Raw genomic sequence first — 18,602 nt, forward strand, 5'->3', positions numbered from 1 at the left:
TTTAAGCTAAATTTCTAATTTTAGTCAGGTACGTTACGTTTGGCTGCACATTAAGCTCTTCCAGTACATGGAAAGCACGCTCGCCTTGCTCACGCTCCAATATCTGCGATATACGGCTTTCAGGGTCTTTCATGTCGCCAAACACGATTGCCTCTGTAGGGCAAGACTGTGCACAGGCACTCACTACTTCACCGTCTTTCGGCCTTCTGTTCTCCCGCTTCGCCTCTAGTTTGGCAAGCTGCACACGCTGCACGCAGAAAGAGCATTTTTCCATCACGCCACGGGCTCTCACCGTCACATCCGGGTTCAACACCATCTTGCCCAGGTCGCTGTTCATCATATAGTTCTCAGTCGCGAACTTATCGTTGTTGAAATAAGCGAACCAGTTGAAACGACGCACTTTGTACGGGCAGTTGTTGGCGCAGTAACGGGTACCCACGCAACGGTTGTATACCATCTGGTTGATACCCTCGGAGCTGTGCATGGTAGCGGCCACCGGGCAAACTGTCTCACACGGCGCGTGGTTACAGTGCTGGCACATCATCGGCTGGAACACCACAGATGGGTTCTCGGCCGGATGCTCCATTGTCTCGTAGTCCTTTTCCTCATGCTCCACCGCGCTGTAGTAGCGGTCGATGCGCATCCAGTGCATGTCGCGGCGGTTCAGCACTTCTGCCTTGCCCACCACAGGCACGTTGTTCTCGATGTGGCAGCTCACGGTACAGGCACCACAACCGATACAAGAGTTCAGGTCGATGACCATACCCCAGTGGTGGTTCTTGTACTCATAGTCATCCCAAAGCGAGATGGTAGCCGGCTTGGCTGGGCCTTCGTGCGTGGCCAGGCGGATATATTCTGTTACCTCTTTCGGGTTTTCCTTGTACTTGGCGAGGGTGCTCTCCTGCACTACCAGACGGTCCATGATGGTATGGTGGGTCTGAACCTGTGCGATTGGGGAAGTGGCTCCCGTTTTCTCCAGTGTCACCGGCCCTGTGTACAGGATGGTGTTATCTATCACCGTGGCTACGGCAAGTGCGTTAGCACCTACGTTTTTTGCCACTGGCATTGAGTCGATTGTGCGGCCATACCCAAGGGCAATGGCAACGGTGCCCTGTGCCTGACCTGGCTGAACCAGCATTGGCAACTCAAATGTGGTACCGTTTGCGGTAGTCACTTTCAGTACCTCGCCCTGCACGATCTCCATCTCTTCAGACATCTTCTGCGACATGGCCACATAGTTGCCCCAGGTTGCCTTCGAGATCGGGTCGCCCATTTCCTGCAGCCATGGGTTGTTGGAGTTGTCTCCGGTGCCGATCGCTACTTTCTCGTAAAGCACAGCCTCAATCGCTGCGGCTTTCACTGGCTTTGCTACCGGCGAGGCAGCCGTGAAGGTGTTGTTCACCGTCATCATGCTGGTACCGTTCTCCAGTACGCCATCATGCACTGCCTGCTCCCAGAACTTGTTGAAGTCGCCGGCGGAAGCGATTTTGCGCCAGTTGTTGCGGATGTACTCGTAGAAGTTGCCGCCAGCGCCACTCCAGTTCAGCAGGCTGTCCTGCATCTGGCGTGTCAGGAAGATCGGGGTAAGCACAGGCTGTGTTAAGCTCAGATACCCTTTTCTTGGCTCGTTGTCGTTCCACGACTCCAGGTAGTTGTGATCAGGGGCTATATAGTCTGCCAGGGCAGATGTTTCTTCCACTCTGTCAGAGAAAGACACCTTCAACGGCACTTTCTTCAGGCCGCTTACTACTTTGGCTGAAAGCGGATGGTCATACACCGGGTTTGCGTTGTAGAAGAACACAGCACCTACAGTACCGGTGTTCATCTCGTTCACCAACCGGATCATGGCCGCGTCGTTACCCTGCTTCACATAGTATGGAGCGTTGGTGTCGATGGTCGTTCCCTCGGCGCCCAGTGCGCTGTTGATCGCGGCAACCATTGCCTGAGTGCCGGCGTCGTTAGAGCCTGACACCACGAGGGCTTTGCCCTGGTTGGCCTTCAGTTCTTTGATGGCAGATGCCAGCGCCTTGGTAGCGGCTGCAGGCGTGTTGCCAGCGCTGCCCTGACCAGTGATGCCGTTGTATAAGGCTGTTATTACAGCAGCCTCCTCAGATGGCTTGATCGGCACACGCACGTCGGCGTTAGCGCCAGTCAGGGACAATGCCGTCTCGAACTGGATATGGCGTGACATGTTCGGGTTGCCCGACGTCACCTTTCTGTTCTTGATGTATTGCTTTGCAAAAGGGATTGGGGCGATCCAGGTGCCCAGGAAGTCAGCGCCTACGCTCACGATTACCTGCGCCTTGCTGAAATCATACCCTGGTACCACACCGCCGTTGGCGCTAAGCAGGCCTGAGGCAGAGTTTGCGTCGTAGGTTACGTGCTCGAAGCTGCCGAAACGCGCGCCAAACTCCTTGATTAGTTGCTGGGTAGACGGGCTGATGATCGTGGAAGACACAATCGCCACTTTCCCGGTCACGCTTCCAAGGCGCGCCTTAATCTCTTTGTCAACCTGCTCCCACTCAGCCTCCTTGCCTTTGATCAGCGGAGTTCTCAGTCGGTTGATATCATACACCCCCAACACAGAAGCCTGCGCGCGCGCGCTTGTACCAGTCGGTGTGAGCTTTGAGCTAGGGTTCGGCTCGATCTTGATCGGGCGACCCTCGCGGGTTTTTATTAAAATGCTGTTGTAGTTACCGTTCTGGAAGTAGGTGGAGGCATACCAGTTTGCCACGCCCGGCTCTACGTCTACTGGTTTGTTCAGGTAAGGGATAGCTTTCCTTACGGGCGCTTCGCAAGAAGCAAGCGAAACGGCGGCTACGCTAAAGCCCATCAGCTTCAGGAAGTCTCTTCGCTTTGTTTTACCGCTTGAAGAACCGTCCGCACTGGTTTCCTTAACAGGCAGGAATTCTGGAAACTCGTTATGAGCATGCTTAGCGAATTCCGGAGTGTTCTCTAACTCCTCAATTCCTCTCCAGTATTTTATTCTGTCTTGCATATTATATTTAGAAAACTCGAATCTTTATCGAAAATAGAATAAATTAATAGTGACACTTAGAGCACTCCGTGCCACCGTTGGATGACACCGTGAACGCGCCTTTCGACGTCTCGTTATGCAGCTCCACCAGCTTGTCGTAGTAGGCGTTGCCTTCCGTGTTCAGCGGCGTCTCGCGATGACAGTCGATACACCAGCCCATCGTGAGCGGAGAGTACTGATACACCACATCCATTTCCTGGATTGGCCCGTGGCAAGTCTGGCACTCGATGCCGCCCACCTGCGTGTGCTGAGAGTGGTTGAAGTACGCCAGGTCCGGCAGGTTGTGGATGCGCACCCACTCAATTGGCCTGTTGCGCTCCAGCGCCTTGTATATTTTCTGGATTTCAGGAGACTCTGTCTTGATCTGGCTGTGGCAGTTCATACAGATATTGGCCGAAGGTATGCTGGCGCTCTTGCCCTTGTAAACCGTAGAGTGGCAGTAGTTACAGTTGATCTGGTGCTCGCCGGCGTGCAGCTTGTGCGAGAAGGCAATCGGCTGCTTCGGCTGGTAGCCCTGCTGGATGCCGATGCCCATCACCTTGTCAAGCGACAGGTCGAGCAGCACCACCACAAAGATCAGCACCACCAGGGTACGAACGGCACTCGATTTATAGATCTTGGAGAAGTCGAAGCGGGGGTTTACCACCTCCTGGTCATACTCGTTCAGCTTGCGGTTGGTGTTGAGGTAGTTCTTCAGCACCGAAGAGATCAGCAACAGGGTCACCACCAGCACAATCAGCACGATGATCAGCACCACCAGGATGATGTCGAGGTAGCCGCCCACGGCTCCGATCGCGTCTGTGCCTATATTATCACCAGGCGCAGCGCCTTCCACACCGCCTTCGCCGGTCGTAACCGCGGTGGCGGCAGACTCGGCAGCCTTGATGTAGGTCAGGATGGAGGTGATTTCCTCGTTAGAGAACGCGAAGGAAGGCATCGCCTGCTTCTTGTACTCGTTGTAGACCGCCACCGCCTGTGCGTCTCCGGAGGAGATCAGCGCCTGCGAGTTTTTGATCCACTTTTGCAGCCAGTCAGCGCTTCTTCGCTCGTTTATCCCCTGCAAGCCAGGTCCCACGATAACGTCGGAACCGGACGAGTGACACACGGCGCAGTTGTTTTTAAACAAGGATTCCCCCGCGTCCACGATGGCAACATCGTCAACAGGCAGGCCGCCCGTACTTGCAGCTGCCGTGGCTCCCTGTGTAGCACCCGGCACAACTCCCTTCTGAGCAACATCCGCCTGCTCGCTGGCTTCCTGGGCGTAAGCGCCAAACGAAACCACCAATGCAATCAGGAAGGCAAGGAAAACTTTGATTTTTGTTTTAACTATACAGCTAATCATAGCCAAGATCTCTTGTGTGTGTTTAGTATGAGGTAAAATTACATTACGGCCACAAATCTACTATGCGAATTCTATTAATCAAACAGAATATGTTTATTATTTGACCCTTTGAAGGCCTATCCGGTCCTTTGCTCTGTATGTAGGGCAGAATCGTGTTTCTGTTGTTATTTCAGGCTTTTTATTTAGAACGATTACAAATAAAGCGCATCAATCTACCCCTACATGCGCATTCTTTTAGTACCATTTTATCGGTGTATTGTGTCAGATTCACACACTTCTCAAAAGCTGTTTTTATTTACAGCGTTTCATTTTTTCCACATCGTATATTAAAAGTGTTATATATCGTTTTCGCCTGGTGCGGGTAGGCAGGCGGACGCATGGTAGGGTATAGCCTATATATAATAGTGTGTGCCGCGTGGCCGCTTGCCCGCCCTGCAACGGCAGAACCCTTCACGTATATTCTCTGCAAAACATTTGCATTACAGATATTTTGGCTTACCTTTGCAGGCTAAAATTAAATCACAAATCGAACCGATGGAATTGAAAAATTACGAAACGGTCTTCATCCTGACTCCGTTGTTGAACGACGTTCAGATGCAAGAAACGGTCGAGAAGTTCAGACAGGTGCTTAAGGAAAATGGCGCCGAAATTATTCACGAAGAGAACTGGGGTCTTCGTAAGCTTGCTTACCCAATCCAGAAGAAATCCACGGGTTTCTATCACCTCGTAGAATTCAAGGCTCCGGGCAACGTTGTAGACGCGCTTGAGCTGACTTACCGCCGTGATGAAAAAGTTGTTCGTTTCTTGACTACTGCTCTCGACAAGCACGCTGTGGCGTACAACGAGCGCAGAAGAAACGGTGAATTCAAGTCTCAGGCTAAAAAAGAGGAGGTTAAAGGATAATGAGCTTAGTAAACGAAAGAGTACACAAGCAAGATAATCGCCAGAAATACTGCCGCTTCAAGAAGAGCGGTATCAAGTATATCGATTATAAAGATGGTAACTTCCTGCTCAAGTTTGTAAACGAGCAAGGCAAGATTCTTCCACGGAGACTCACAGGCACAAGCCTGAAGTTCCAGCGCAAAGTGTCGCAGGCGGTTGCCAGAGCGAGACACCTTGCGATTTTACCTTATGTTGGGGATTCTTTAAAATAAGGAGACGATGGAAGTAATACTGAAAGACGACGTAAAGAACCTGGGCTACAAGAACGATATCGTATCTGTGAAGCCAGGGTATGGCCGTAACTACCTGATCCCGCAAGGGCTGGCGGTTCTGGCTGATAAATCAAGCAAAAAAGTAGTAGCCGAGAACATCCGCCAGGCGGCACACAAGGCAGAGAAAATCCAGAATGACGCACAGGGGCTGGCAGACAGCATCGGCGGCACTGTTCTGGAGATCCCTGCAAAAGTGGGCGAGACGGGCAAAATCTTCGGCTCCGTGACTACCCTGCAGCTGTCTGAGGCCCTGAAGGCCAAAGGATTCGATGTGGACCGTAAGCGTATCTCCTTCGACCAGGATGTGAAAACAGCCGGTGAGTATACCGCTACGATCAACCTGCACAAAGAAGTGAAGCACCAGGTGAAATTTAACGTGGTGGCTCAATAAGCAGCGCACACAGCTAAAGTTTTAAAAGCGTCCTGCCCCCAAAAGGCAGGACGCTTTTTTTGTGGGTATACCCATTCACAATCCTTTTTATACCTTCGTAGAAATAAAGAAGCGCCAATACGCCACACCAACGCGATACATCCTATGTTCCGGACTGAAGTACAGGTAGCTCCCGCAGATTTCCAGCTCGCGCTGCACGACAAGGTGCTGACCATCGGCTCCTGCTTTGCAGAGGTGATGGGCACCCGGCTGCGGCAAAATAAAGCCGATGTGCTGGTGAATCCGTTCGGGACCATCTTCAACCCGCTCTCGGTTTGCCTCCTGCTGCAGGCCGCGGCGGGCAGCCCCCACGACTTTGCCAGCCATTTGGTGCAGCACCAGGGCATCTGGTACGCCTACGACCTCCATTCTTCCCTCTCCTCCCCCTCCAGAGACGAACTGTTGCAGCAGATAGCCGACAGGCTACACCATACCCGCTTATACCTGCAGGAGGCAAAGCTGCTCGTGATCACACTGGGCACCGCTGTGGCCTACAAGCTCCAGGAGGGCGGCAAGGTGGTGGCCAACTGCCACAAGCTGCCTGCCAGCAACTTCACGCGCGTGCTGCTGCACACCGACGAAATGCGGCAGGCGTTCGCGCAGACACAGGCCCTGCTCCGGCGCATTAACCCGGAGCTGAATATCCTGCTGACGGTGAGCCCGGTACGCCATATCAAAGAGACGCTCGCGACCAACAGCGTGAGCAAGGCCACGCTGCGGGTCTTGTGCCACGAGGCAGAGCAGCAGCATGCACACGTGCACTACTTCCCGGCTTTCGAGATAATGCTGGACGATTTGCGCGATTACCGCTTTTACAAGCCCGACATGCTGCACCCGACCGAAGTTGCCGAGGAGTATATCTGGCAGAAGTTTGTGGCAGCCTATTATACCCCCGACTTTCAAGCTTTTCAGGAGGTATGGCAGAAAATGAAGCGTGCGGTGGCGCACCGGCCCTTTCATCCGGCCTCGGAGGCGCACCAGGCATTTTTGCGCAGCACCCTACAGCAACTCTCCCGGTTGCGGGAGCAGTATAAAATTGAAACGGCAGAAGAGGAGCAGTTGCTGCGCGACCAGTTGCTGTAACCCCGCCCCTGCCCTGCACGCGAAACACTAAACTAAGGGTTGAGGCTTGGAGTATATATAGAGCACACCAACTTAAATGGAGCCTATGAAAACGCTGTGTCTAACCTTGCTGCTGTTTTTGGCCTCACTCGCCCATGCGAACGCCCAATCCCAGGAACCCGCCAACGACCTGAGTATTTTCCTCGGGAAGCTGCAGGCATACATTGCCTGTGACCCCAGGCACATCAAACCGGATATGCCCATCGCAAAGCCCAGCCCTGAAGATCCTCCCTCAAAAATGCCTTCACCGGATGTAGCTGGGTATATGCAGGACCCCAAAACCGGCTTGCGCTATTATGCAAAATACGATAAAATCGTAGACTTCGAGACAGGCTACTCGTTTCACGTGGCCACCATGACGATTGCCAGGGAACCCGTGCTGGATAAAAGTGCCGCCGAACACAGGCCCTAAGCTTTGCTGCGCACCCGGTGCCAGCTTTGCACGCCACTCTGCTTAACTCCGCGCCCATTACCCGACCTTTAAGAATAAACCTATGCCAGAAGACAAAAAGCCCAACCGACTCATCCACGAAAGCAGCCCATACCTGCTGCAACATGCCCACAACCCCGTCGACTGGTACCCCTGGGGCGAAGACGCGCTGCAGAAAGCGCGGCAGGAAGACAAGCCCATCCTTGTGAGCATTGGCTACGCGGCCTGCCACTGGTGCCACGTGATGGAGCACCAGTCGTTTGAAAAGGAAACGATCGCCGACATCATGAACGCGCACTTTGTGTGCATCAAGGTAGACCGCGAGGAGCGCCCCGACGTGGATGCCGTGTACATGGACGCGGTGCACGCCATGGGCCTACAAGGCGGGTGGCCGCTCAATGTGTTCCTTACGCCGGAGGCAAAGCCCTTTTACGGCGGCACCTACTTTGCCCCGCAGCAATGGGAGGGCCTACTGCAAAACGTGGCCGAGGCATTTACCAAAAACCGCCAGGAGCTGGACAAGTCGGCGGAGCAGTTTGCCGCGCACCTCAACCAGAGCGAGCTGGAAAAGCATGGCTTGAGCGAGCGCAATTTCCATGTCCGGGAAGACGATTTCAGGCTGATGGGGTATAACCTGAGCACCCGCTTCGACAAGAAGCTGGGCGGCCTGGGGCAGGCGCCCAAGTTCCCGATGCCCACCAATTACCTTTTCCTGCTGCGCTACCACGTCCATACCTCCGATCAGTCTGCCCTGCGCCAGGTGCACCTGACGCTGCGCGAAATGGCCTATGGCGGCATCTACGACCAGATTGGCGGCGGCTTTGCCCGCTATTCGGTGGATGCCGAGTGGCTGGTGCCGCACTTCGAGAAAATGCTCTATGACAACGGGCAGCTTATCACCCTTTACGCCGAGGCATACCAGGCCACACGTGAAACATTGTACCACGAGGTGGTGTATGAGACCATCGCGTTTGTGGAGCGCGAGCTCATGAGCCCGGAAGGCGGCTTTTACTCTTCGCTGGATGCCGACAGCGAGGGCGAGGAAGGCCGTTTTTATACCTTCACAAAAGACGAGCTCCATACCATCCTCGGCCCGGAAGAGCCGCTTTTCTCGAAGTATTACCATGCCACGGCCGCCGGGAACTTCGAGCACGGCCGCAACATCCTGCACCGCCGGACCAGCGACGAGGACTTTGCCCGGGAGCACGAGCTGGAGATAGAAGTGCTGCTGGAAATGGTGCAGAACTGGAAGAAGAAGCTGATGGAGGAACGGGCCAAGCGCATCCGCCCGGCCCTTGACGACAAGATCCTGACCTCGTGGAACGCGCTGATGCTGAAAGGACTGGCCGACGCCTACTACGTATTCGGGAACGACCATTTTCTGGACCTGGCCCTGCGCAACGCCAACTTCCTGTTGCAAAAAGTGTTGCAGGGCGACAAACTCTTCCACAACTACAAAGAGGGAAAGGCCACGATCGACGGTTTCCTGGAAGACTATGCCCTCGTGGCGCGCGCCTTCACCAGGCTTTACGAAGTGACCTTCGACGAGAAATGGCTGCAGCAAGCGCACAAACTGACAGCCTACACGCTCGAGAATTTCTTCGACGAGACGGAAGGCATGTTCTTCTTCACAGACCAAAGCTCCGAGAAGCTCATTGCCCGCAAAAAGGAGCTCATCGACAATGTGATTCCGGCCTCCAACTCCGTGATGGCCACAAACCTGCACTTCCTTGGGCTTTACTTTGACGAGGAGCGGTATACCACCCTGTCTAACGAAATGCTGGCCAGCGTAAAGGACCTGCTGGTGAAGGAGCCCTCGCACCTGAGCAACTGGGCGGCGCTATACTACCACAAGCTTACCCCCACGGCTGAGGTGGCCATTGCCGGGGACGAGGCCGCCCGGATGCGCGACGAGCTCAGCGCATTCTACCACCCCAACATGATTTTGCTGGGCAGCCAAAACGGGCAGAGCAGCCTCGCCTTGCTAAAAGACAAAACCCCGCTCGGTGGCAAAACCACCCTATATGTCTGCTACAACAAGACCTGCCAGCTACCGGTGCACCAGGCGGCCGAAGCGCTGGAGCAGCTGCAGCGCGTAGAGCAAAACCCCAAGTTCCCGCCGCTGTAAGCAGTGCGGCGTCCCTCTTATACAGCACAGCTGATACCGTGGGTATAAATTTTATACCCACGGTCTTAAACCTATGTCCTTAAATGCGGCGCATTGCCAGCTAGCACTACATGTAAGTGCAATTTCAGGGTATCATTTCTGCGGCCAAATCTTTAACTTTGGTAGATTCATAAACGATACTACCAACTCACGCTAACATGAAGAAACATACCTGCCTGCCTCTGTTGCTGGCGGCGGCGCTGACGCTCCCTTTCGGCGCGGCACACGCTCAGGACAAAAAGGACGACAAGAAGGAAGAATTGAAATGGAACGTGGAAGCCCAGCACGGTCCGCAGAAAGACGTCACCGTCACGACAAACGAAGGCACCTGGATGAGCGTGGACGTGAGCCCGGACGGCAAAGAGATCGTCTTTGACTTGCTGGGTGACATCTACATCATGCCTGCCTCGGGCGGAAAAGCCAGGCTGCTGCGCAGTGGCCATGCCTACGAGGTACAGCCCCGCTTCAGCCCGAACGGCCAGTATATCTCCTTTACCTCAGACGCGGGCGGCGGCGACAACGTCTGGGTGATGCAGCGCGACGGCACCGCGGCCAAGCAGGTCACCAACGAGAACTTCCGGCTGCTGAACAACGCCGTCTGGACGCCGGACGGCGAGTACCTGGTGGCGCGCAAGCACTATACCAACACGCGCTCGCTGGGCGCCGGCGAGATGTGGATGTACCACCGGAGCGGCGGCAGCGGGGTGCAGCTCACCAAGCGCAAAAACGACCAGCAGGACGCCGGGGAGCCCTTTGCATCGCCTGACGGCAAGCACATCTATTTTTCAGAGGACATGAGCGGCGGCTCCACCTTTGAGTATAACAAAGACCCGAATGGCCAGATTTATGTGATCCGGCGCGTGGACCGCAACACCGGCGAGATCGAGAACGTGGTGACCGGCAACGGCGGCTCGGTTCGCCCCACCGTCTCCCGCGATGGCAGGCTGCTGGCATTTGTGCGGCGCGTTCGCACCAAGTCGGTGCTGTTTATACATGATTTGAAAACCGGCGAGGAGTGGCCCATCTACGACCAACTCAACCACGACCAACAGGAAGCCTGGGCCGTTTTTGGCCTCTACCCCAACTTCTCCTGGACTCCTGACAACAAGCAGCTTGTGTTCTGGGCAGGCGGGAAAATCAACAGGCTGGATGTGGCCTCCGGACAGGTGACCAATATACCGTTCGAGGCGACAGCCACGCACCAGATTACCGATGCCGTGCGCCACGACCACAGCAAGGAAGGGCTTGCGCCAAAGCAGTTTGCGGCCAAAGCCATCCGCCATGCCGTTACCTCCCCCGACGGAAAGACTCTCGTGTTTAACGCGGCAGGCTATATGTATAAAAAAGAGCTGCCGAACGGCAAGCCCGAGCGCATTACCAAAGGGCAGGATTTCGAGTTTTACCCCGCCTTCTCCCCCGACGGCAAAACGCTGGTGTATACCACCTGGAACGATGACAACTTCGGAAGCATCCATACCCTCGATCTCCGCAAAAAGAACGCGAAGCCAGCCAGGCTCACCACTGAGAAAGGCTTTTATACCAACCCCGGCTTTTCGCCCGACGGCAAGCTGATTGTGTATGCCAAAGAAGGCGGCAACAGCCACCAGGGCTACACACACGGCAAGGAGAAAGGCATCTATTATATGCCCGCCGCTGGCGGAAAGGCCATACTGGTGCAGAAGCAGGGTGCGTCGCCGCTGTTCAACGCCACCTCCGACCGCATTTTTTATACCACCCGCGCGGGCGATAAATACGCTTTCAGGAGCATCAACCTGAAGGGCACAGAGGAGCAAACGCACTATACCTCTACTTATACCGACCAGTTTTACCCAAGCCCCGACAACAAGTGGATCGCCTTTGTGGAGCTGTTCAACGGCTACGTGGCCCCGTTCTCTAACAACGGTGCGGGCCTGGAGCTGAGCGCCGAAACCAAGGCCATGCCCGTTGCCCGCTTCACCCGCGACGCCGGCACCAGCATCCATTGGTCTGCCGACAGCAAGAAGGTAAACTGGGTGCTCGGGGACCAATATTTCTCCAATGATCTGAAAGACCGCTTCGCGTTTGTGCCGGGCGCTCCGGAGAAGCTACCGGCCATCGACACCACCGGCCTAAAGATCGGCCTGATGCTGAACACCGACATCCCAGAAGGAAAAGTCGCCTTCACCAACGCCCGCATCATTACCATGAAGGGCGATGAAGTGATTGAGCAGGGCACTGTGCTCGTGGACGGCAACCGCATTGTGGCCATCGGCAAAGACGTGCAGGTGCCCAAAGACGCCAAAGTGATCGATGCGAATGGCAAAACGATCATGCCGGGCATTGTGGATGTGCACGCGCATATGGGCACGTTCCGGCTGGGTATGAGTCCGCAGAAGCAGTGGGCTTACTACGCCAACCTGGCCTATGGCGTAACGACTACCCACGACCCGTCGTCTACCACCGAGATGGTGTTCAGCCAGGCAGAGGCCGTGAAGTCGGGGGCCATGGTGGGGCCGCGCATTTTTTCCACGGGCACGATTCTGTATGGGGCCGACGGCAACTTCAAAGCCGTGATCAATAGCCTGGACGATGCCCGCTCGCACCTGCGCCGCCTGAAGGCAGTGGGCGGATTCTCGGTGAAGAGCTACAACCAGCCCCGCCGCGAGCAGCGCCAGCAGGTGATCCAAGCCGCCCGCGAACTGGACATGAGCGTGTACCCGGAGGGTGGCTCAACCTTCTTCCACAACATGACCATGATTCTGGACGGCCATACCGGCATCGAGCACAACATCCCCGTGGCACCGCTCTACAAAGACGTGCTGGAGGTATGGAAGGCCTCCGACTCCGGCTATACCCCTACCCTGATCGTGAATTACGGTGCCACCAACGGTGAGTACTACTGGTATCAGAAAACCAACGTGTGGGAGAAAGAGCGCCTGCTCACCTTCACGCCGCGCTCTATTATTGACGGCCGCTCGCGCTTCGTGACCAAAGTGCCGGATGAGGAGTATGAGAACGGGTATTTCAAAACGTCGGAGGCCTGCAAAGCCCTGACCGACAACGGCGTGAAAGTAAACCTTGGGGCACACGGCCAGCTGCAGGGCTTGGGAGCCCATTGGGAACTCTGGATGCTGCAGCAGGGCGGTATGACCAACCACGAGGCCCTGAAGGCGGCCACCATCAACGGCGCCGGTTACCTGGGCATGCGCTCTGAAATAGGTTCGCTGGAGGTTGGCAAGCTGGCCGACCTGATCGTGCTGGACGCCAACCCGCTGGAGAACATCCGCAACACCGAGCAGGTGCAGTATACCATGGTGAATGGCCGCCTGTACGATGCCGCCACTTTAGCCGAGACAGGCAACTACGACAAGAAACCCGGCAAGTTCTGGTGGGAGAACGACAAGTATGCCACCGCTTTCGCCTGGCACGAGGGCACTGACACCCGCTTCGAAGGCATCGCCGGAGAGCATTGCACCTGCCGCCAGTAAACACCGTCAACAGCACAAACAGAAACAGCCACCCCGCATGCGGGGTGGCTGTTTCTGTTTTATACAAGATGAAAACCCAACCATACAGAGCACGGCCGCAGCACCAAGACCTCACAGCGTTTGCAAAACCTGTGAGTGTCTGAGCCGATCTGGGTGTCTGAACTGATGTGAGCGCCTGAACCACCGTGCGTATCGGAACCAACTACCAGTATCCGCTCCCCAAAATCACCCCATCCGTATAAACCGCATTCTGCCGCTGCGGCAGAATGATTATGCAATAGTCTTTGATTTCGTAGCTACCAGCGCCACGCTCAGCCCCATGGCCGCGATGATGGTGAAGGAGATGCGCAGGCTGGTGGCTCCTGCCACAAACCCGATGAGCGGCGGCCCGATCAGGAAGCCGAAAAAGCCGATGGTGGAAACGGCTGCCAGCGCCACGCCCGGCGACATGACTTTCGACTTTCCGGCGGCACTATACACCAGCGGCACCACCGACGACACGCCCGCTCCAACCAGTAGGAAGCCCAGAATGGCAGTATACAGGTGTGGCCACAGCACGGCAATCAGCAAGCCAGCCGCCGTCAGGATGCCGCTTGCCTGCAGGATGCGCTTCAGCCCGAACCGGCTCGTAAACCAGTCGGCCACAAAGCGGGTGCCCGCCATGGTAAACATAAAAGCAGTATACCCCACCCCGACCCAGGCTTTGTCTGCGCCGACCACCTTCTTAAAGTATACCCCGCTCCAGTCGAACATGGCCCCTTCGCAAATCATCGCGAAAAAGCAGATAATCCCCAGGTCGATCAGCGACTTGTCCGGCATCACAAAAATGGGCTTGTCGGTGTCGGTGTTCACATCCTCGCGCAGCACAAACCGCGACGCCACGGCAATGGCCAGCACCGACAGCAGCAGGATCAGGAGGAAATGGTGGAAGGGCGCAACGGCTTTCCCGATCATCAGCGTACCGATGGCCGCACCCGTGAACCCGGCCAGGCTCCACAGCCCGTGGAAAGAGGCCATGATGGATTTTTTATACAAGGCCTCCACACCCACGCCCTGCGTGTTGACAGAGATGTTCATCAGGTTGCCGCCAAACCCGAACACGAACAACACCAGCACCAGGAGCAGCGTACTCGCAGCATAACCGATGGCCACCAGTGTGGTGCAGTACAGCACCGCGGAGAAAAGCAACACACGCCTGCTCCCCAACTTGGCAATCACCCAGCCAGCCACAGGCAGCGAGAGCAGCAACCCAACCGGCAAGGCCAGCAGCACCGCACCCAGGCCAGCCTCCGATAAGCCCATTTTCTGCTGAATGTTCGGGATACGCGAGCCCCAACTGGCAAAGCTCAATCCCTGCAAAAAGAAGAAGCTGCCCACCGCCACGCGGTGCACAAGCCTGGAACGCTGAAGAATCGTAGGGGATGAGGCCATATCATGAAATCGGTTATCTTATTGCAGCTTTCTTCTCTGTTTCAGCTACTATCATTCATAAGAAACTACGGTAGCAGGTCTATCATCCTGACTGACGGCCTGATTGAATAAACTACCTTTTCTGAACAATGTCGCTGTCAGGTACCCTGCACCGCTCACTCTGGTTGCGCTCACATAGGCAGTGCATTTGCAAAAGTCTTTGAACTGATACCTCACCGGCAAGCTCACATTCTTAAAAGTTTGCGCCTTCCCAAATTCGTCATGAATGGTGATGTCGGCTCTTCCAGCAGTCCCTTCCACTGCATACTCAACCCTGTATTCATAGGAGATGATGTGAAAAATCCCGGGGGTTGCAGCATTTCCTTTAAACTCAAAAGTTCTGGTTGTGGCCACCGCAGGAACAATGTCGTGCGCACCGTATTTATATATCGCGACCTCCTTTTTCTCTCCGTTTTTCAAGGTAATGTCTGGATCCCCCTTTCTTTTCAGGACCACATCATACCCCGAGGAGTTGATGTATGTATGCCAGATGGGGATGGGGTTGTTCTTATTGCAGCTTGCAAACAGGAACAGCATTAGGAGCAAGGGTAACGCTTTTTTCATAAATAGATAAGATTTGGTTCGTATGAAACAATTCCCGGCCGCTGGTGTGGGCTCGCAGCCCGTACCCAACTTCGTAACCTTCTGCGAAAGTGAGGTTGCATCCGCAACGCGTCTAATCCCGGTCCTTCGTAGGGACCGGTCGTGACCTGTCCAATCGTTCCCGAACAAACCATTCCCAAATAAATTTCTCAGCATCGCGATTTTTGGGTGGACAGGATGTATATCCTAAGCCATCAGGCACTATTCCTTCAGCTAAAGGCAGATGCGCGGACAGGTCGCGACCTGTCCCTACGACGTTATGGTATGTATGAGCCGGATACCGGCTGAAGGCCAGCACCGGTGTGTATTTTATACCCTACTTCACAGCCTCCAGCACCCGCTTAAACAGCTCGTCCTGCTTGCCGTTGTGCCATCGCCACACGATTACAATGTCATGCTCAGGGTCTACCCATACCGTGTTCTGGCCTGCGCCGAGGGCAGCATAGCTGGTGGTGGGTGCGCTTGGCCAGGCCTTTCCCTCCGTGTTTAGCCACCACAGGTAGCCATAGTCCGGGCCAACGGGGCCGCGCTGGGTGGTGGCTTCTTTTACCCATGCCTCCGACACCAGTTGCTTGTCTTGCCAGCGGCCATTACGCAGAAACAGGTAGCCGAAACGGGCCTCGTCGCGGGCGCTAATCCAGAGGCCGCCGCCCCAGCGCGTGCCGCCGCTCACCGAGGGCATTTCCGTGCCGTTGATCATGGCTTTAGAGTTGTGGTAGGGCACCCAGCGCCAGGTATCAGAAGCCCCGATCGGGTCCATGATCTCATCTTCCAGAACCTCGGGCAAGGGCTTCTCCCAGAGGCGCAACAGCGAAAGGGCAAAGCGGTTGATGCGGGTGTCGTTGTACTCATAATAAGTGCCTGGCTTTTGGAGCGTGCGCGGCTTGCGCTCGCCCCGGCCGAACTCAGCCTTGCCCACAAAATCGCTGTTCTTGCCCCAGAGCTCGCCTTCCCACTCCGTGGTCTGCCGGGCGTGGTGCTCCCAGGTAACCTGGCGGTTCTGCTCCGAGTCATACCCTCCGTCGTGCACATACTGCGCCACCGGGTCATGTATATCCCGGATCATACCCCTATCGATGGTCAGGCCAAGCAGGGTAGACAGAAAGCTTTTTGCCACACTGTAGGTTGGGTCGGCCTGCCGGGTATCGCCCCACTCGGCCACAATATACCCGTCTTTCAGGATGATGCCGTTGGTGCTGGCGCGTGTGGCGGGCAGTGGGCCGAGCATCTTCCCGAAAATCTCCTCCTGCGTCGAGAAGTCTTTTTCAACCTGCTCGGTTTCCTGCGTCTGGGCCCACTCGACGGCTTCCTGCAACTTCCCGGCATCCAGGCCTACTTGCTCAGGCTTCCGGCGTTCCCAGGAGTCGCCCTTGCCGGGGTAGTAGATGGCAGTTTGCCTGGCTTGCGTGGCCGTTTCGGGGGTATGAGCCTGATGCGGCTGTTGCTGGCAGGCAAGCAGGCTTAGCGCCAGTGCCAGTTTTCCAATTGTGTTTCGGAGCATTACGTAGTATTCGACCAATTTAATTACCAGGATTAGCGTTTGTTTTTACAGGAATAGAAACGGTTCTTATACCTCATTTCTAATTCTTAATTTCTAATTTTTAATTTGGCAAAGCAGTAGTGCTTTGAAGAGGTTTGATACGCTAAAAATAGCACAATTAATGTTGTAGTTTAAACAACCGCTAAACATTTCCCTTCCTTCCTGGTCTATTATTCCAGGATAAAGTAACCGAAACATGCTACAGATAAAAGTTTACTCAGATTATGTGTGCCCATACTGCTTTTTTGGGGAGGTGGTGCTGGAACGGGCCCTGCGGGGTATGGAAGATAAGGTGGCGATAGAATGGATGCCTTTCGAGTTACGCCCTGCCCCCACGCCCACCCTGAAGCCCGAAGAGGATTACCTGCAAACGACCTGGCAGCAATCGGTATACCCCATGGCCAGGCAGCTGGACATACCCATGAAACTGCCCGACGTGTCGCCGCAGCCCCATACCCACCTGGCTTTTGAGGGATACCAGTTTGCAAAAGAGAAAGGATTGGGCCAGGCATATACCCACCGTATGTTCACGGCATTTTTTCAGGAGGAGCAGGACCTTGGCAGCCTGGAGGTGCTCACTACACTGGCAAGGGAGGCAGGACTGGACGCGGCCGAGTACCGGTTGGCGCTGGAGAACGGCACCTATGCGGCGGCTCACGCAGAGGCGCTCCGACACGCCTATCAGGAAGCGGGCATTTCAGCGGTGCCTACCTTTATCATCGGCAACAAAAAAGTGCGCGGACTGCTGCGCGAAGAAGACCTCCGCAAACTGATAGCGCAGGAACTGGGGTAGCTCCCTGGTTCCTGCGCTGTTTTGTTTCAGGTTTATTAACCGCGGCCACCGAATAAACCACCCAGCAATCCGCCCAGGCCGCCGGACTGGCGCATGTTGCCATACCCCCTTCGGCCGTTTAGTCCGCCCAGGATGGAGATGATGGACCCCAGCCCGCCGCCACTGCGGTACATGCCGCCGCCCATACCCCCACCGCCTAAAAGGCCGCCCAGCAAACCGCCAGCCATACCTCCGCCGCCATACCTGCTGCGCCGTCCGCCACTCAGTAGCCTGCCGATCACCAGCGGGGCCACTACCCCCAGAATACCCTGCACCATCTGGGGCGAGATGCCCGCGTTTTTGAACATGTCGCCGAAGCCGTTTTTGCTCAGGAAGGATTGTGACGTGGGGTCTTCCCCCTGTTTTTGGGCCTCATCAGCCTTGCTCACGTACTTCTCCAGAATGCTGTATTGCTTCTGATCGACGCCCAGGTAATCGGCCATGCCCTGAATCCGTTTCTGCTCCTCCGGGGCATAGTGTCCGTCGGCTTTGGCAAAGCTGATGACGTCGGTTACAAAGGAGAACCGCAGTTGGCTGCCTTTCAGCACATCCAGGCACTTTTGCACGTCTATCTTCGAGGGCTCCTTCGCGATCAGCACGACCTCCTGCTGCACGTTCTCGGGCAACGCCGCCGCCTCGCTCATCAGGCTCAGAAACTCCAGTTCCTCTTCCGTGGTTTTACCGTCTGCCGAGGCCATCGTGGCCAGCGCCCCGAAGTACGCACCCTTTTCCTCCTGGGTATAGTCTTTCAATAATGTGGTCTGCTCCATAGTTTTCGTTTAGATAAATTGCGCTTCCCTTCCCATAGTTCTGTTCCGCTGTGGCTGCCTTTCAGGATACCACAACGCGCCATACCATGCCTCAGGGCTGCATTGCTTTGTATCCTGATACGTGTACTTTTTACTTCCGTATGGCGCCGGAACAGATTGCGCAGCTGTAGGGTGGTAT

The 18,602-nt window shown here is 55.4% G+C and carries 14 protein-coding genes; 8 read left to right on the forward strand and 6 right to left on the reverse strand.

Annotated features, from left to right (window positions below):
- Position 1 precedes the first annotated feature (1 nt).
- Positions 2–2,998 carry a TAT-variant-translocated molybdopterin oxidoreductase gene (locus tag MKJ04_RS10580; RefSeq protein WP_241641607.1) on the reverse strand — a complete coding sequence of 999 codons (2,997 nt, stop codon included), beginning with the start codon at positions 2,996–2,998 and terminating at the stop codon, positions 2–4.
- A 43-nt stretch (positions 2,999–3,041) separates the two neighbouring features.
- The gene (locus tag MKJ04_RS10585) at positions 3,042–4,379 is read right to left on the reverse strand and encodes a c-type cytochrome (RefSeq protein WP_241641608.1); all 1,338 of its coding nucleotides are present in this window, start codon (positions 4,377–4,379) and stop codon (positions 3,042–3,044) included.
- 534 nt (positions 4,380–4,913) lie between these two features.
- Here MKJ04_RS10585 and rpsF point away from each other — a divergent pair.
- The 7 genes from rpsF (at position 4,914) to MKJ04_RS10620 (ending at position 13,209) form a co-directional block, all read left to right on the forward strand.
- Positions 4,914–5,282, forward strand: coding sequence for a 30S ribosomal protein S6 (gene rpsF, locus MKJ04_RS10590; RefSeq protein WP_241641609.1), 369 nt, complete (start codon positions 4,914–4,916; stop codon positions 5,280–5,282).
- Positions 5,282–5,533, forward strand: coding sequence for a 30S ribosomal protein S18 (gene rpsR / locus MKJ04_RS10595; protein WP_161889224.1), 252 nt, complete (start codon positions 5,282–5,284; stop codon positions 5,531–5,533). The genes rpsF and rpsR overlap by 1 nt, the downstream gene beginning before the upstream one ends.
- A 7-nt stretch (positions 5,534–5,540) precedes the next feature.
- A complete protein-coding gene (gene rplI / locus MKJ04_RS10600) occupies positions 5,541–5,984 on the forward strand; it encodes a 50S ribosomal protein L9 (protein WP_241641610.1) in 444 nt (147 codons plus the stop codon).
- Between the two features lie 144 nt (positions 5,985–6,128).
- Positions 6,129–7,106, forward strand: coding sequence for a GSCFA domain-containing protein (locus MKJ04_RS10605; protein WP_241641611.1), 978 nt, complete (start codon positions 6,129–6,131; stop codon positions 7,104–7,106).
- Positions 7,107–7,191: 85 nt separating this feature from the next.
- A complete protein-coding gene (locus MKJ04_RS10610) occupies positions 7,192–7,557 on the forward strand; it encodes a hypothetical protein (protein ID WP_241641612.1) in 366 nt (121 codons plus the stop codon).
- Positions 7,558–7,639: 82 nt separating this feature from the next.
- A complete protein-coding gene (locus tag MKJ04_RS10615; RefSeq protein WP_241641613.1) occupies positions 7,640–9,703 on the forward strand; it encodes a thioredoxin domain-containing protein in 2,064 nt (687 codons plus the stop codon).
- Between the two features lie 197 nt (positions 9,704–9,900).
- Positions 9,901–13,209 carry an amidohydrolase family protein gene (locus tag MKJ04_RS10620; protein ID WP_241641614.1) on the forward strand — a complete coding sequence of 1,103 codons (3,309 nt, stop codon included), beginning with the start codon at positions 9,901–9,903 and terminating at the stop codon, positions 13,207–13,209.
- 270 nt (positions 13,210–13,479) lie between these two features.
- Here MKJ04_RS10620 and MKJ04_RS10625 read toward each other — a convergent pair whose 3' ends face one another.
- The 3 genes from MKJ04_RS10625 to MKJ04_RS10635 all read right to left on the reverse strand — a co-directional run bounded on the left by MKJ04_RS10625 (position 13,480) and on the right by MKJ04_RS10635 (position 16,783).
- A complete protein-coding gene (locus tag MKJ04_RS10625) occupies positions 13,480–14,640 on the reverse strand; it encodes an MFS transporter (protein ID WP_241641615.1) in 1,161 nt (386 codons plus the stop codon).
- A 51-nt stretch (positions 14,641–14,691) separates the two neighbouring features.
- Positions 14,692–15,243: a hypothetical protein gene (locus tag MKJ04_RS10630; RefSeq protein WP_241641616.1), complete on the reverse strand. Its 552-nt coding sequence runs from the start codon at positions 15,241–15,243 to the stop codon at positions 14,692–14,694.
- A gap of 355 nt (positions 15,244–15,598) precedes the next feature.
- Entirely contained in the window at positions 15,599–16,783 is a 1,185-nt protein-coding gene (locus MKJ04_RS10635) for a serine hydrolase domain-containing protein (protein ID WP_241641617.1), read from the reverse strand.
- A 235-nt stretch (positions 16,784–17,018) separates the two neighbouring features.
- On the opposite strand from MKJ04_RS10635, the gene MKJ04_RS10640 reads away from it, so the two are divergent.
- Entirely contained in the window at positions 17,019–17,615 is a 597-nt protein-coding gene (locus MKJ04_RS10640) for a DsbA family protein (protein ID WP_241641618.1), read from the forward strand.
- A gap of 35 nt (positions 17,616–17,650) precedes the next feature.
- Here the strand turns inward: MKJ04_RS10640 and MKJ04_RS10645 are convergent, their stop codons facing one another.
- Positions 17,651–18,424 (reverse strand): TerB family tellurite resistance protein, encoded by a 774-nt coding sequence (locus MKJ04_RS10645; RefSeq protein ID WP_241641619.1) that lies wholly within the window; start codon positions 18,422–18,424, stop codon positions 17,651–17,653.
- Between the last annotated feature and the right edge of the window lie 178 nt (positions 18,425–18,602).

This window comes from Pontibacter sp. E15-1 (assembly GCF_022601975.1).
Lineage (GTDB): Bacteria > Bacteroidota > Bacteroidia > Cytophagales > Hymenobacteraceae > Pontibacter.